A 15995-nucleotide genomic window follows, 5' to 3' on the forward strand; every position below is an offset into this window, starting at 1 on the left:
CTGACCTCACTTGTAATGCACGCGCCGCTCGATAAAGCGGAACTGGACGATGGTGAGCAGGATGACGAGCAGCATGAGGATGATCGACTGTGCCGCAGCGCCGGAATAATCGAGGCCTTTGAAACCATCGAAATAGATCTTGTAGACCATCAGCTCCGTGGCGCGGGCCGGGCCGCCCTGAGTCAGAACATCGACGATGCCAAAGGAATCCTGAAAGCTCTCGGTGATGTTGATCACCAGCAGGAAGAAAAGGGTCGGCGTCAGCAGTGGCAGTTGAATATCCCAGATGCGGCGCATCGGGCCTGAGCCGTCCATGGCTGCGGCTTCGATGAGCGGGCGCGGAATGCCTTGAAGTGCTGACAGGAAGAAGATGAAATTATAGCCAATATATTTCCAGGAAAAGGCGACGATGACGGCGATCATCGCATCCTTGCCGTCGAGGGCCGGGTTCCACAAACCGGGCCATACCTGGTTGATGACCGAAAGAAGTCCCGCTTCGGGAGCCAGAATAAAACGGAACGCCAGTCCAAGAGCAGGAGCTGCAATGGCGTAGGGCCAGATGAAAACCGAGCGATAAAGCTTGTTGCCGCGCAGTTCGCGGTCGGTGATCAGAGCCAGAACCAGCGCGATGCCCATGGCAATCGACGTTGATGCAAGACCGAAAATCAGGCTGCGGGTGATCGAGCCCCAATAGACCGGATCTTGTAGCAATTGCGCAAAATTATCGAAACCGACCCAGACATTGCCGCCGCCCCATGGCTGTTCCAGCGTGAAGGCCCAATAAAGTGCCTGTGCGCTCGGCCAATAGAAGAAGACAAAGATGAGAAGCAGCATCGGCAATACAAATAAAAGGCCGATTGTCGTGGAAGAAAAAGTGACGCGCTTTTCCATGGAAGGTCATTCGCTTTCCTCGGCGCTGGTGTGGCAGCAGCCAAATGATAGTGCATGCAACGAAGCTGATCGGCGCAGAGCGCGCCGATCAGGCTGTGGTTTGAACGATCAGGGAAGCTGCGCGCCCTTGTAGGTGCGCTCAAAGCGGCGGAGAATCTGGTTGCTACGTTCTGCCGAAGCATCCAGCGACGCCTGAACATCTTCATTGTTGATGAAGATCGCCTGCAAGCCGTTGGCGATTTCCTGACGAATCTGCAGAAGGCCGCCGAGACGGATGCCATGCGGCGCAGGATCGTTGGCAGGCGAGGCGGTCAGGCTCTTGATGGCGAGTTCACGACCAGCATAGGGAGCCTTGTCGTAGAAGCCCTGCTTCTGGAGATATTCGAAGCCGGAATTGCGCACCGGAATATAGCCGGTAACGGTCGACCAGGTGAGGGCTTCCTCAGGCTTGGCGATGAAGTCGAAGAAGGCTGCGGCAGCCTTATATTCGGCCTCCGACTTGCCCTTCAGCGTCCAGAGCGAAGCGCCGCCGACGAAGGAGCTCTTGCGTTCGGTGCCTTCGTAAACCGGAAGCATTGCGACGCCCCAGTTCATGCCTTCCTTGGCCGTGCGGCCGATATTGCCGTGATCGCCGACCGAGGTCATCATGGTCTGGCAATCACCAGCCGAGAAAGCTTCGATAAAGGTCTGGCCGGTGGCCTTGGACTTGATGACGGCTTCGCCGGAATCGTACCAGCCCTTCAGTTCCTTGATGAAATTGACCAGCTTGCCCTTGTTGAAGGTCATCTCAGCGTCAAGGCCTTCATAGCCGTTGCGCTTGCTGGCAATCGGTTCGCCATGCACGGCTTCGAACTGTTCGACGAGCTGCCAGACTTCGTTGTTGGAAATGTCGAAGCCGAACGGGCAGGCGTAACCGGCAGTCTTCAGAGCCTTGAAATCGGCTGCCGCTTCTTCCCAGGTTGCAGGCGCATGGTCCTTGCCGATTTTCGCGAAAGCGTCCTTGTTCCAGTAGAACAATGCGGTCGAGGAGTTGAAGGGGAACGAATACATTTCACCCTTGGACGTCGCATAATAGCTGGAAATGCCGGAGAAATAATCGTTCCAGTCGACCTTGTAGCCCATATCGGCCATCAGCTTGTTCGCCGGGTAGTAGGCGCCCGAAAGCATGATGTCGAGCGTGCCCGCATCCGATACCTGCGCGATTGTCGGCTGCTTGCCTGCGCGGAATGCGGCGATCGTGTTCTGCAGCGAGGCATCATAGGTGCCCTGCGTGGTGCAGACGACTTCATAGTCGTTCTGGGACTTGTTGAACCGGTCGCACTGTTCCTCGACGCGTTTGGCGATATCGCCGGAATTGCCGAACCAGAAATCGATCTTGGTCTTTTCGGCGGCAGCCGGACTTGCAAGGAAAGCCGTAGCGATAACTGCGCCGATAGCGCTGAAAACCTTGGTCTGCATGAGAACCCTCGATATTGAGACGCGCATCTTTTTGAGCGCACGCCCTAATAACGATTCCGAACGCAGTCCTCCAATGAAGTTTATATGAATATTGATCGGCAATCTGTATCAGTGAATGAATGTAATTTTCTGTATAATTCTAATTAAAACTACAAGCTCGTACATATAAATGTCACAAACGATTTTCTATACGGTAATTTATTGGAGGACCGCTCCATTGAGGCGCATATATAGCGTATTTTACAAGGGAATCTGATCGTTTGTCGGCTTTATATTTTGTGTCGGCTTGACGAGTCACTACCGCAAATCACACCGTGCGCGATTTGCGCCAAATTGCGGGCTTCTTGTGATGTGCACTTTGGATTTCACGAAAGCTGGCCGGAAAATTAGCGTCAGTAAAACAAAATGCCCACGTCAGTAGGGAATTTTGCTAAATCCCTGCAAAACAATGAAAAATTATAAGCTGAACTCCGCCACGGTTTGTTTAAAAAGGCAGAGAAAGGTTGCAACGCTCACTGTTCGTCATCTGATTGTAACAGAAGTAGGAGAAGCATCCGGCCATTCCGCAGTTCGTTGGGGGACAACGAGCTTTGGTTTTTGTGTTCAAGAGGGGTGAAATATGGCGGGTTTGGCAATTGGCACTGTCGGGAAAATGTCTTGCGCGATGCAGATGCGGCGCATGATGTTGCTCGCATGCGTGAAAGTTGCACGCGGCATGTAGCCGTTTCCGTCATCTGCATGGGCCCGGACGGGCTGGTCTTCTGAACGGCACTGCCGGGCCGAAGATCGCGCAGAAATCCTCCAAACAGCGTTCCGGACTGCCGGGACAATGAAAGTCTGAAACTCCCGCAAAACCGGGGGCTGGATGAGCCTTGGCTTGATCTAGGTGTTGCAGATTTTCAACGGTCGTCGTGGAAGTAACGGTCTGTATCTTATTAGGAAAAAACGCCATTGACTAACGAAACCATCAATGAAAATCGTATTATGCAATCGTAAAAAACGACTCGTAAAAAAATCGAAACTTCAATCCACTTGATCCTGGAGGTCAGAAATGAACATCAAGAGCCTTCTTCTCGGCTCCGCTGCAGCCCTGGTTGCAGTTTCCGGTGCACAGGCCGCCGACGCAATCGTTGCGCCGGAACCTGAAGCAGTTGAATATGTCCGCGTTTGCGATGCTTACGGCGCTGGCTACTTCTACATCCCGGGCACCGAAACCTGCCTGCGCATCAGCGGCTACGTCCGTTACGACGTAAAGGGCGGCGATGACGTCTACACCGGTAGCGACCGTAAGGGCTGGGACAAGGGCGCTCGCTTTACGCTCCGCACCCACACCGCTTCGGAAACCGAACTCGGCACCCTGAAGACCTACACCGAAACCCGCTTCAACTACGGCGCCAACAATTCCCGCGAAGACGGTGAATACGGCTCGACCAACAGCGGCGTTGATTTCCGTATCGGCTACATCCAGCTCGGCGGCTTCCGCGTCGGTATCGATGAATCCGCATTCCACACCTTCACCGGTTACCTCGGCGGCGTCATCAACGATGACGTGATCGGCGCAGGCAGCTACACCACCGGTCAGATTTCGTACACCTACAAGGGTGGCAACGGCTTCTCGGCTATCTTGGCTGTTGAAGAAGGCGGCACGGGCTACGTCATCGACGGCTACACCCCGCACATCCTCGGCGGTCTGAAGTACGAAGGCGGCTGGGGCTCGATCGCTGGTATCGCAGCTTACGACTCGGTCATCGAAGAATGGTCTGCAAAGGTTCGCGGCGACGTGAACATCACCGACCGTTTCTCGGTTTGGGTACAGGGCGGTTACGCTTCGGAAGAATCCCCGCTGCAGAACTACGGCCAGTGGGGCGGCGATTGGGCTGTCTGGGGCGGCGCGAAGTTCAAGGCAACCGACAAGGCTGTCTTCAACATTCAGGCTGCACACGACGATTGGGGCAAGACCGCAGCTACGGCTAACGTTGCTTACCAGCTCGTTCCTGGCTTCACCATCACCCCGGAAATTTCGTACACCAAGTTCGGTGGCGAATGGCGCGATCGCGTTTCCGAGAAGGACGCTTGGGGCGGTATCGTTCGCTTCCAGCGCTCGTTCTAATAACGGGTATGAAGATCGGATATCGGGGTAACACCCCGATATCCAAACAGGCTTCGCCTAGGCTCATGTGCGCAGAAATGTGTCGAGTCGTCTGATGAAGCTTGAAAAGACGAACTGATAATAATGTGACCTCCAGTCCATTGTTATAGGCAGGCGACAGGTCTCCGATCTGTCGCCTGTTTTTTATTGTGGCGTCTGCTTCCCTCTTTGAGGCGCACCATTCCGGGTCGAGCACAGTCGTTCCCCGGTCGTTAAAAACATGCCACTCCCCTGGAAAAACGCTGTCGTCTCAGGTCATCACGCGCTGATCACATTGGCGTGCCCAAGCGTGAATGGAACTCCCGCGCGTAGTGTTTCCTGTTATAAATTTGTCATGGAGGATTTACCGCGCGTGAACATCATCGTGACAGCACCCAAGACGGACGGAACAGTGACGCAAACCGGTTTGAGCAATCTTCAGGTGGAGGTAGCGCATAAGATGCTGGCGCTCATCACCAAGGAGCGCTGGCAGATCGGTGATCGCATTTCCGATGCTGCCATTGCGCGCGAACTGCATGTTTCCCGCTCCCCGGTCCGGCAGGTTTTGCATCTTCTGGTGCAACGGGGAATTGTCGCGCAGGCGCCGAACCGTGGTTATCTGTTGCAGCGTTTTCCCGAGCATGATGAGCTGTCGAACGAGATTTTGCCACCCTCCGATTTCGAAGACCTCTATCACAGGCTGATGAACGCCCGCGCGTCCGGTGCAGTCGGTCTCGAAATTTCGGAAGCCGCGCTTGCCGACCAGTTCGAAGTAACGCGCGGCACGGTGCGTCGGACATTGATGCGCTTTGCTGCTGAAGGGTTGGCTGAGCGTCTGCCCGGCTACGGTTGGCGCTTCGCGGAAACGCTTGATAACGAACATGCCGTTCATGAAAGCGATTCTTTTCGGATGGTCATCGAATGCGGTGCGCTGACGCAAGCCGACTACAGTCCGGTACGGTCCGAGCTTCAGGAGTTGAAAAAGGCGCAGATCGAGATACTCGAACGCTCGATATCCGATTTTCCAGACGGTTACTGGTTCGACGTCAATGCGAACTTCCATGAAACGCTTGTATCATGGGCGAATAACCGCTTTCTTACCCAGACCATCCGCTGGCAAAATCATCTGCGGCGACTGACGGAATCCTGCGAAGTTGATCGTCTGTGCGACGCGCGCATTCATCAGGCTTGCACGGATCATCTGGAAATTCTCCAGGCCATCGAGGCCGGGGATTTCGAATTTGCAGCTGCGCTGTTGAAACGACATATCGCCCGTCCATCGCATGACGGCGTATAATTCGATATCGCAATTTGGATATTAAAAAAGACCGGGATCTGAAACGATCCCGGTCTTTTTGTTTGTTAGAGCATTTCCAGCAAAAGTGCGTAGCGGTTTTGCGTAGGATAATGCGTAAAAACAAATAGATAGAGCGGTTCCACGATTCCGTTTTTACCGGAACCGCTCTAGATCTTTGCCGCCTGCACAAAACGCGGGTCGAAAGTCTGCGCGAATGAAATGTCCGCGTTGGCAAGCTCCGGATCGAGCGCTTTCAGCATTTCATAGAGGCTCTTGAAACCCTCTTCGGCAATCAGGCCCTTTTCGGAATACATGGCGCGGGATTTCTCGAAACCCGTCTTGTAAAGTTCGCGGTCGCCGAGCAGATATTCCTCCGGCACAGCGTCGGCCACGTCGTCTGCCGAAGCCTTGTGAATCCAGTCCAGCGATTTGGCGAAAGCATTGACGACACGCTGCGTGGTGATCGGGTTCGCATCAATGAAGCTCTGCTGCACGTAAACCGTCGCAGCCGGATTGGTGCCGCCAAACAGCTGGCGCGTGCCTTCTTCGGTGCGGGTGTCGATCAGCAAGGTGATATCGCCATCGACCTCGAGACGGGTGATGACCGGGTCGAGATGGACCAGAGCAGCGATTTCGCCCTTCTTGATCGCTGCAACCGCGCTCGCACCGCCGCCAACGCCGATGATGGACGCGGCGTCTTCCGACAGACCGTTCTTCATCAATGCATATTGCAGGAATAGCGAAGTCGAGGAGCCGGGCGCCGTGACGCCGACATTCTGGCCCTTCAGGTCAGCGATGGTCTTGATCTCGCCTGCGAGGTCCTTGCGCACGCCGATACAGATGCCCGGAAAACGTCCAAGCTCGCAGATTGCTTTGATGTCCTGGCCCTTGTTCTGCATACGGATCGTGTGCTCGTAGGCGCCGGTCACGACATCCACCGAACCGCCGATCAAGGCTTGCAGCGACTTTGCGCCGCCGCCAAAATCGTTGATGGTCGCTTTCAGGCCCTGTTCTTCAAAGAAGCCTTTGCGCTCGGCAATCGTCAGCGGCAGGTAATAGAACAGCGGCTTGCCGCCGACACCGAACATCAGTTCGGGCTTTTCTGGTGTTGCCGATGCATCCTGCGCATAGGCAGGCAGGCGGGAAGCAATGCCAGCCAGCCCAAGAGCTGCAGCGCCCAGCAGGGCGTCTCTGCGACTAATCTTCATGATTTTCCTCCTAGTAAGAATTCATGCGCCGTTATGCGTTGTGGGTTGCCGCTTTCGGACGCCAGACAAGCAAGCGTTCCTCGATGATGGTCACGCCCCAGTCGATGATCAGGACGAAGACGGTTAGTACCAGCATTCCGGCGAAAACGCCGGTTACGTCGAACACGCCTTCGGCTTGATGGATGAGATAGCCAAGACCGGCGGACGAACCGAGATATTCGCCCACAACCGCGCCGACGACGGCAAAGCCGACGGCGGTGTGGAGGCTCGAGAACATCCACGACAAGGCTGATGGCAGATAGACATTCCGCAGCAATTGTCGCTCGTTCATACCGAGCATGCGGGCATTGGAAAGCACGGTCTGGTTCACTTCCTTCACGCCCTGATAGACATTGAAGAAGACGATGAAGAAGACCAGCGAGACGCCAAGCGCAACCTTGGACCAGATGCCGAGGCCGAGCCAGAGAGCGAAAATCGGCGCAAGAACAACGCGGGGCAGGGAGTTGGCGGCTTTCACATAGGGGTCGAAAACAGCTGCCAATATGGGCTTGCGCGCAAACCAGAAGCCGATCAAAACACCGGCAATCGAGCCGATGGCAAAGGCGAGCATGGCTTCAAGCAGTGTGATGCCGAGGTGATACCAGATCGTGCCTTCGGCGAACCATTTATAGATGCGCAAGGCGACATCACCCGGCGCGGCAAAGAAGAACTTCGCTTTGGCGGGGTTGCCGAAAAGATGTGTGGCGGTGAAGACGTGCCACACGAGAACAATGGCGACAGCGACACTGAGCTGCGCCAGAAACAGCACGGGCTTTTTCATGCGCGTTCTCCGCTTGTCTGCTGGTAGCCTTTGAGGACTTCTTCCTTCAGCGCGCCCCAGATTTCACGGTGAATTTCGTGGAACTGGTTGTCGAGGCGAATTTCGGAGATTTCGCGTGGGCGTTCGAGCGGAATGCGATATTCTGCCATGATGCGGGCGCGTGGGCCAGCCGACATGATGACGACGCGGTCGGCAAGAGCGATAGCTTCTTCCAGATCATGCGTGACGAACATGACCGCTTTCTTGTCCTGCGACCATAGATCAAGCAGCAAGTCGCCCATGATGACGCGGGTTTGCGCATCGAGCGGACCGAATGGCTCATCCATCAGCAGATATTTCGGGTTGCGGATCAGCACCTGCGCCAGGCCGACGCGCTTGCGCTGGCCGCCGGAAAGCATATGCGGATAACGGTCGCCGAAGCTCGAAAGCCCGACGCGGGCAAGCCATTCCTGAGCCTGCCTGCGGGCCTCGGCCTTGGCCGTGCCGGCGATTTCAAGGCCGATGGCGACATTGTCGAGAACGGTCTTCCAGGGCATCAATGCATCCTGCTGGAAGAGATAACCCGCCTTGCGATTAAGCCCTTGCAGGCGCTGGCCGTTGATCTCGACGATGCCTTGCGCAGGCGTCAGAAGACCAGCAACCGCGTTCAGCAGAGTGGATTTTCCGCATCCGGTCGGCCCGACAATGGCGACGAATTCGTTTTCCGCGACCTTGAGATTGCTTTCGGCAACCGCATCAAAGCGACCGCCATCGGCCAGCTTGAACGATATCTGCACATTCTTCAGCTCGATGGCCGTCGTATCGGGTTCGCTCGATTGGGCGAGCTTCACTTGGGCGTTCATCGTCTTCTCTCCTCGGGAAGCCGACGAGGCGCCTTGCCGCAATATTGCATATAATCACTCCTCCGAAGGCGCAGCTTCAACGATGGGGGTTGAGCAAGACGGCCTGAAAAGGGGTGGCCTTGCATGTCGCGAATGAAGCGCGCAAACGTTCAATTCAGCCTTTCCTATACCGGGCATGCAACAAGGCGCAATGGAAAGCTGCTCGCGCTTTGCATTATATCTACATAAATAAGTCTATACGAAATAATATTGCTGTTTGGCAATGTGCCGCAAATTGGCTGCTGTACAAAAGGTCAAGCCATCGGTTTTGTCTTAATTGCATGCTGTCCGGCTGCTCACGCTTGCCCCTCGCGGCGCTATGCGCCTATATAACAGACCAGTTCGTACATTTCTAAAACAGCCTAACGATTATAATGGACAGCGCAGTGGAGCTTGCACAGGCCCGCGCGGGACGGAAAAACGATCCCGACAGCACCAAGGAAAACATCCTCGAAGTCGCGACGGAGGAATTCGTTCATTCGGGATTTTCGGGTGCGCGTGTCGATACGATTGCCGAAAAGACCAAGACGTCCAAGCGGATGCTCTATTATTACTTCGACAGCAAGGAAGGCCTCTATCTGGCCGTTCTGGAGCGCGCTTATGCCAAGATCAGGGCGCTGGAAAACCGCCTTCAGCTTCAGGACTTCGAGCCGGAAGAGGCGATGCGCCGATTGATCGAAGCCACATTTGATCACGATGATGCCAATCCCGATTTCGTTCAGCTGGTTTGCATCGAAAATATCCATCGCGCCGAACACCTGAAAAATTCCAGCATTTTCCAGCGCACCAATTCCGGCGTGATCGGGATCATTGCGGGAATTCTGGCGCGCGGTGAAGCAAGCGGTGTGTTTACCCGCAAGGTCGATCCGGTTGACCTGCATCAGATGATCAGCGCCGCCTGCTTTTTCCGGGTTGCCAACCGGCATACATTCGGCGCGCTTTTCGATCGGGATTTGATGGCCGATGAGTGCCGGACACGACATCGCAAACTGATCGCGGATATGATCCTGGCATACCTGAAATCGTGAGTGTCTGATCCAAAAGTCGCCATGCCGGTCTGCAAATGGCAATTTCTGTGCTTACCTAGGCTCACGTACCCAAATGTACGCTCCGTTCCGGTTCTCGAAATCACCATTTTCGCCACGGCTGCCGCTTTTTGATTCAGACACTACGTGCCCTTGGCGTTGCATTCATTTCCGTGCGCTTTGCAAAAATAGTCGTCATGCCAGATTGACCTGACTAACTAGTTCGTACATTTTCTCCATAAAGAAACCTGCTGTGCGAAAATGGCGGGACGATAGGGGTGGAGTTTAAATTCCGTGACGGAAACAGTGACGCGGTCGGTTCGCGTAGGCTTGATTGGCAGCGGCATTGGCGCCTCTCGCACTCCAGCCATGCATATGCACGAAGGACGCTTGAACGGCATCGATTACCGCTATGATCGGCTTGATCTGTCAGTGCTGGGCGTAGGCGTGGAAGCGCTGCCTCAACTCATGGATCAGGCAGAGAAAGGCGGCTTTGCCGGGTTAAACGTCACCTATCCCTGCAAACAGGCAGCGATTCAGTTTGTCGATGAATTGTCGCCGGATGCGGCGGCACTTGGTTCGATCAATACGGTAACATTCAAAAATGGCCGCAGGACGGGCTACAACACCGACTGGTGGGGTTTTGCGCAAGGCTTCCGCCGCGCTTTGCCTGACGCCCGGATCGACAATGTTGTGCTGATCGGTGCAGGCGGGGCGGGAGTGGCAGTTGCGCATGCACTGGCGACGATGGGTGCGCGAACCGTTCAGGTTTTCGATCTGGATGCTGCCCGAACCGAAGCTCTGATCGCGCAACTTGCACCAAGGCACGATGCCTGTCGGTTTGAACGGGGCGAGGATATTGCCGCCGCGTTGGAGGCTGCTGACGGATTGGCTCATGCCACGCCGACCGGAATGGCCAAGCATCCCGGCGTGCCGCTGGATACGAGCCTTCTGATGCCCCGGCATTGGGTGGCGGATATCGTTTATTTCCCGCTTCAGACCCAGCTTCTTCTCGAAGCGGCAAAGCGTGGATGCGGTGTCGTCAATGGCGGTGGTATGGCTGTCTTTCAGGCCGTCGGCGCGTTCGAATTGTTCACGGGTGTGACACCAAAAGTCGACCGCATGATCGAGCATTTCAGCTCTCTTGGCGAAGGCGGCGGCATTTAAAAAACGGCCCGCATGAAGCGGACCGTTTCTGCTTGGGGGGGGGGGAGAATAGGGTTTACTCCGCAGGCTCCAGTTGTGGCACCGCGTCGGTGATGACCGGTGCGCCAGCCAGTGCGGCTGCAAGCTTGTCCTGATCCAGCTCGTTTTCCCAGCGTGCGACGACGATGGTGGCGACGGCATTGCCAACGAGGTTGGTCAGTGCGCGGCATTCCGACATGAACCGGTCGATGCCGAGAATGAGCGCCATGCCCGCAACGGGAACCGACGGAACGACGGACAAGGTTGCCGCCAGCGTGATGAAGCCAGCACCGGTAATGCCTGCGGCGCCCTTGGAGCTGAGCATCGCCACCAGCAGCAGCAGGATCTGGTCGCTCAACGACAGCGGAATGTCCGTCGCCTGCGCGATGAAGAGGGCAGCCAGCGTCATATAGATGTTGGTGCCGTCCAGATTGAACGAATAGCCGGTTGGAATGACGAGGCCGACGACCGAGCGCTTGCAGCCGGCGCGTTCCATCTTGTTCATCAGTGCTGGCAGGGCTGCTTCCGACGAGGAGGTGCCGAGCACCAGCAACAGCTCTTCCTTGATGTAACGGATCAGGGCCAGAATGGAGAAGCCGTTATAGCGCGCCACGGCACCCAGAACCACGAGTACGAAAAGCAGCGAGGTCAGGTAGAAAGTGCCGATCAGCATGGCGAGATTGGCAATGGAGCCAATGCCATATTTGCCGATGGTGAAAGCCATCGCGCCGAAAGCACCGATTGGGGCAGCCTTCATCAGGATCGACACCAGCTTGAAAACCGGTGCGGTGAGGACATGCAGGAAGTCGGTGACAGGCTTGCCGCGATCGCCAACGAGGGCGAGGGAAATACCGAACAGGACCGAGAAGAACAGAACCTGGAGAATGTCACCCTCGGCAAAGGCGCCCACAATCGTCGTCGGGATGATGTTGCTGAGGAAGCCGGTAATGCTCTGCTCATGCGCCTTGGTGGCGTAATCCGCGACGGCCTTGGGGTCGAGAGAGGCCGGGTCGATATGCATGCCAGCGCCCGGCTGCACGACATTGGCCACGATGAGGCCAACAATTAGCGCGAGCGTGGAGAAGGTGAGGAAGTAGATCATCGCCTTGCCGGCAACGCGACCGACCTTCTTCATGTCGGTCATTCCGGCAATGCCGGTTGCGACCGTCAGGAAGATGACGGGGGCGATGATCATCTTCACCAGCTTGATGAAGGCATCGCCGAGTGGCTTTAGCTGCGTGCCAAGCTCTGGATAGAAATGGCCGAGCAGAATACCGGCGGCAATCGCAACCAGTACCTGAAAATAGAGATGCCGATAAAGCGGGATGCGGCCGCGCGGTTCATCCGCGGTGCCTGTCGGAACTGCAATCATTGTGTCCTCCGTTTGGCTCAGTCTGGATACTGTCCAGCCTCCCGAGCCTTTCAGTCTGGGATTTCAACGGCCTCGACCGCTGTTGGAGGTTCTATTTGCAATGTCCGTGCCAGTTTGTGCGGTATCAATTATCCTATTGAATAATATGCATATTATTAGAAATGCAGTGTTGAGCTTACCCAATACTGTGCGAACTTTTACACATTCCCCTTTTCTATTTGTGCGAAATATCGCACAATAATTTTGATGAACAAGCTTTTGCCGCCTATCATTGACGAAGCAGCTCTTCGGGCCTCCAATCGCCGGGCCTGGGCTCTGTTTGCGCTTATATGCGCTATGTTCTTCGCGCTTGCATTCTGGCTGGTCGGCAACACCGCGCATGAGCGGGCCGTCGTGGCTTTGAGCGAACAGGCGCGCATCGATGCCAATCTCAACACGGCGCTGCTACGCGCTGTCCTCGACAAGCAACGCGCTCTGTCGCTTGTCCTGTCGAAGGATCAGGAACTGGCATCGGCGCTTCAGGACAAGACGGTTACGACCATCGCTCCCGCGAACCGGAAACTGGAAACGCTAGCGGAGGGCACGCAGGCGGCGGTGATCTATCTGGTGGGTATGGATGGGATCGCGATTGCGGCCAGCAACTGGCGCGGACCGGTCAGTTTCGTCGGCAATGATTACAAGTTCCGGCCCTATTTCCAGCAAGCCCTGATCAATGGCGGCGAGGAATATTTCGCGCTCGGCAATGTGAGTTTTCGCCCGGGCCTTTACATCTCGCGGCGCGTTGATGGCCCCAATGGGCCGCTTGGTGTCATCGTCGTCAAACTGGAATTCGACGATCTGGAACAGGATTGGCGCAATGCGGGCCGCCCCACTTTCGTGACAGACGAGCGCAACATCGTGCTCATAACCAGTCTGCCGTCATGGCGTTTCATGACCATCGGTCGGATCGGTCCGGAACAATCGCAGTCCATTCGCGACAGCCTGCAATTTGGCGATGTTTCGTTGCAATCTCTGCCGTTGTCCATGACGCCGGTGGGCGAGGGCGATGTGCTGTTGATGAATGCACAACTACCGGGCGAGGGGCGCAGCACGCAGTTTCTGGCCATACATTCCGCGGTGTCGTCCACGCCCTGGCAGATGTACAGCATGGCCCCGACAAAACCGCAGATTCCCGGCGCGGTGCGCGAGGCGCGCCTGATAGCCTTCATCATTCTGGCGGCTATTGCGACAATCGCCGGGCTGCTGCTGCGCAGGCGGCAGAAGGTCGTGGCGCGCATTGCCGCCGCCGGGCGTACGCAACTGGAGCTGGAACAGCGCGTCGAGGAACGCACCCGCGATCTCAGTCTGGCACGAGATCGCCTCGAAGCGGAGATCAGCGATCACCATCGCACGGAATCCATGTTGCAGGGGGTGCAGCAGGATCTGGTTCACGCCAACCGTCTGGCCATTATGGGGCAGGTTGCAGCGGGCGTCGCGCACGAAATCAACCAGCCTGTCGCGACGATACGGGCCTATGCGGACAATGCGAAAACCTTCATCACGCGAAGCCAGCTGGATGCCGCGACCGAAAATCTTGACGAAATTGCCGCACTGACCGACCGCATCGGCACCATTACCGGCGACCTCAAGGCTCTTGCCCGCAAGGGGCGATCACCTTCCGAGCCGACACCGCTCAGCCAGGTCATAACGGGTGCGCTCGTGCTGCTGCGCAGCCGTTTTTCCGGGCGTATGGATCAGCTCGATATTGAGTTGCCGCCGCCCGATCTGCGCGTCGTCGGGCATTCCCTTCGACTGGAACAGGTTCTCATCAACCTGTTTCAGAACGCGCTGGAAGCGGTGGAAGTCAAAGGCAATGAAGGCCGTATCGAAGTGCGTGCCACAGAAAAGAGCGAGACGGTGCTGGTCACCGTATCGGATAACGGGCCGGGCATGCCGCAACATATTCGCGACAACCTGTTTTCGCCCTTCAACACGTCGAAGGAAAAAGGCCTTGGTCTCGGTCTGGTGATCGTCAAGGAAATCGTCACCGATTATGGCGGGACCATATCTGCGGAAAGCAGTGTCGAAGGCACCGTATTCCGCGTCGAATTGAGAAAAGCATGATGGATAATTCTCTTCCCGTTATTCTGGTCGATGATGATAAGGCTTTGCGCCGCGCCACGCGGCAGACGCTGGAGCTTGCCGGTTTTACCGTCGCCGATTATGCCAACGCCATCGACGCACTGGCGGATATCACAGCGGATTTTGAAGGTGTCATCGTTTCCGATGTGCGGATGCCACAGATTGATGGCCTGCAATTTTTTGCACGTATCAAAACCATCGACGCGGATCTGCCGGTGATATTGATTACCGGCCACGGTGATATTCCAATGGCGGTTCAGGCCATTCAGGACGGTGCCTATGATTTCATTGCCAAGCCCTTTGCGGCCGACCGTCTGGTGCATAGCATTCGGCGTGCCGGTGAAAAGCGCCAGCTTGTGCTCGAAAACCGTGCGCTGCGTTCCGCAGCGACGGATGCGGAAGGTGATCTGCCGCTGATCGGTCAGACGCCTGCGATGGAAAACTTGCGCCGCACGCTGCGCGACATTGCGGATACGGATGTGGACGTGCTGGTGGCGGGCGAAACGGGCAGCGGCAAGGAGGTCGTGGCCCAGCTTCTGCACAATTGGAGCCGTCGTCGCAAAGGCAATTTCGTTGCACTCAACTGCGGCGCGCTACCGGAAACCGTGATTGAAAGTGAATTGTTCGGCCATGAGGCCGGTGCTTTCACCGGCGCGCAGAAAAAGCGGTTGGGACGCATCGAACATGCAAGCGGCGGCACACTGTTTCTCGACGAGATTGAAAGCATGCCCGCAGCAACGCAGGTGAAGCTGCTGCGCGTGCTGGAAATGCGCGAGATCACCCCGCTTGGAACCAATGAGGTCCGCCCGGTCAATCTGCGTGTGGTGGCGGCTGCCAAGATCGATCTCGGCGATCCAGCGCAACGTGGAGATTTTCGCGAAGACCTCTATTACCGGCTCAATGTGGTGACGCTATCGATACCGCCGCTGCGGGAACGCCGCGAGGATATTCCGCTGCTTTTCGCGCATTTTCTGACGCGTGCGGCAAAGCGCTTCAATCGCGATGTGCCGGAGATCGACGCCGCCACGCATCGCCATCTGATGGGCCATGCCTGGCCGGGCAATGTGCGTGAACTGGCGCATTTTGCTGACAGGGTGGCGCTCGGTGTTTCGTCCGCTAACGGCGGGGTTCGTCCAGTGTCGGATGATCAGGAATCTTTGCCGAAGCGTCTGGAGCGCTATGAGGAAACGCTGATCCGTGAAACGCTTGCCGCCCACGGCGGCAATGTGCAGGAAACGATCAAGGCGCTCGGCATTCCGCGCAAGACCTTCTACGACAAGATGCAGCGCCACGGCATTACCCGCGCTGACTATCGATCCAGTGAATAGAGCATTTCCAGCAAAAGTGCGAAGCGCCTACGCGGGGAAATCAGTCCGCTGGACCGATTTCTGGTCCCGCTTCGATGCGTCGGAGAATACGTGAAAAATAGATGGAGCGGTTCCGACGATTCCGTCATTACAGAAACCGCTCTAGCACTAGAATGAAGGAGAGCGGGCTCCTCCCCAAGAACCCGCTCTCCAGATGCATCGCCCCCCGCTTCGAAGCGATGCTTGTTTTGTCAGCCTAACTATTAGCTTTCTATATTTATGTTGCAAGCAAAACGTTACGC

The 15995-nt window shown here is 56.3% G+C and carries 12 protein-coding genes; 6 read left to right on the forward strand and 6 right to left on the reverse strand.

What is annotated here, in order from left to right:
* Positions 1-6: 6 nt before the first annotated feature.
* Positions 7-891, reverse strand: a complete 885-nt coding sequence (locus FHW00_RS02645) for a carbohydrate ABC transporter permease (protein WP_078336762.1) — start codon at positions 889-891, stop codon at positions 7-9.
* A 108-nt stretch (positions 892-999) separates the two neighbouring features.
* A complete protein-coding gene (locus FHW00_RS02650) occupies positions 1000-2349 on the reverse strand; it encodes an extracellular solute-binding protein (protein ID WP_078336763.1) in 1350 nt (449 codons plus the stop codon).
* A gap of 1051 nt (positions 2350-3400) precedes the next feature.
* Between FHW00_RS02650 and FHW00_RS02655 the strand changes: the two genes are divergently transcribed.
* Together FHW00_RS02655 and FHW00_RS02660 are read left to right on the forward strand one after the other, a co-directional pair.
* A complete protein-coding gene (locus FHW00_RS02655) occupies positions 3401-4459 on the forward strand; it encodes a porin (protein WP_078336764.1) in 1059 nt (352 codons plus the stop codon).
* 391 nt (positions 4460-4850) lie between these two features.
* Entirely contained in the window at positions 4851-5774 is a 924-nt protein-coding gene (locus tag FHW00_RS02660) for a GntR family transcriptional regulator (RefSeq protein ID WP_445557843.1), read from the forward strand.
* A gap of 167 nt (positions 5775-5941) precedes the next feature.
* Here FHW00_RS02660 and FHW00_RS02665 read toward each other — a convergent pair whose 3' ends face one another.
* Genes FHW00_RS02665 through FHW00_RS02675 form a run of 3 tightly spaced genes read right to left on the reverse strand, consistent with a single transcriptional unit; the run spans position 5942 to position 8644 of the window.
* Positions 5942-6982: an ABC transporter substrate-binding protein gene (locus tag FHW00_RS02665; RefSeq protein WP_078336766.1), complete on the reverse strand. Its 1041-nt coding sequence runs from the start codon at positions 6980-6982 to the stop codon at positions 5942-5944.
* Positions 6983-7013: 31 nt separating this feature from the next.
* On the reverse strand, positions 7014-7802 hold the full coding sequence (locus FHW00_RS02670; RefSeq protein ID WP_078336767.1) for an ABC transporter permease: 789 nt from the start codon (positions 7800-7802) through the stop codon (positions 7014-7016).
* Complete coding sequence (locus FHW00_RS02675; RefSeq protein ID WP_078336768.1) at positions 7799-8644, reverse strand: ABC transporter ATP-binding protein; 846 nt, start codon at positions 8642-8644, stop codon at positions 7799-7801. Before FHW00_RS02675 ends, FHW00_RS02670 begins: the two co-directional genes overlap by 4 nt.
* A gap of 413 nt (positions 8645-9057) precedes the next feature.
* Between FHW00_RS02675 and FHW00_RS02680 the strand changes: the two genes are divergently transcribed.
* Both FHW00_RS02680 and FHW00_RS02685 read left to right on the forward strand, forming a co-directional pair.
* Positions 9058-9711 carry a TetR family transcriptional regulator gene (locus tag FHW00_RS02680; protein WP_113533410.1) on the forward strand — a complete coding sequence of 218 codons (654 nt, stop codon included), beginning with the start codon at positions 9058-9060 and terminating at the stop codon, positions 9709-9711.
* Positions 9712-10002: 291 nt separating this feature from the next.
* Entirely contained in the window at positions 10003-10875 is an 873-nt protein-coding gene (locus FHW00_RS02685; RefSeq protein ID WP_078336770.1) for a shikimate dehydrogenase, read from the forward strand.
* Between the two features lie 55 nt (positions 10876-10930).
* On the opposite strand, the gene FHW00_RS02690 is transcribed toward FHW00_RS02685, so the two are convergent.
* Complete coding sequence (locus FHW00_RS02690) at positions 10931-12265, reverse strand: dicarboxylate/amino acid:cation symporter (RefSeq protein WP_078336771.1); 1335 nt, start codon at positions 12263-12265, stop codon at positions 10931-10933.
* A gap of 246 nt (positions 12266-12511) precedes the next feature.
* On the opposite strand from FHW00_RS02690, the gene FHW00_RS02695 reads away from it, so the two are divergent.
* Positions 12512-14368, forward strand: a complete 1857-nt coding sequence (locus tag FHW00_RS02695) for a sensor histidine kinase (protein WP_078336772.1) — start codon at positions 12512-12514, stop codon at positions 14366-14368.
* Complete coding sequence (locus FHW00_RS02700; RefSeq protein WP_078337061.1) at positions 14368-15714, forward strand: sigma-54-dependent transcriptional regulator; 1347 nt, start codon at positions 14368-14370, stop codon at positions 15712-15714. Before FHW00_RS02695 ends, FHW00_RS02700 begins: the two co-directional genes overlap by 1 nt.
* Positions 15715-15995: the final 281 nt, after the last annotated feature.

This window comes from Ochrobactrum sp. P6BSIII (assembly GCF_014138065.1).
GTDB lineage: Bacteria > Pseudomonadota > Alphaproteobacteria > Rhizobiales > Rhizobiaceae > Brucella.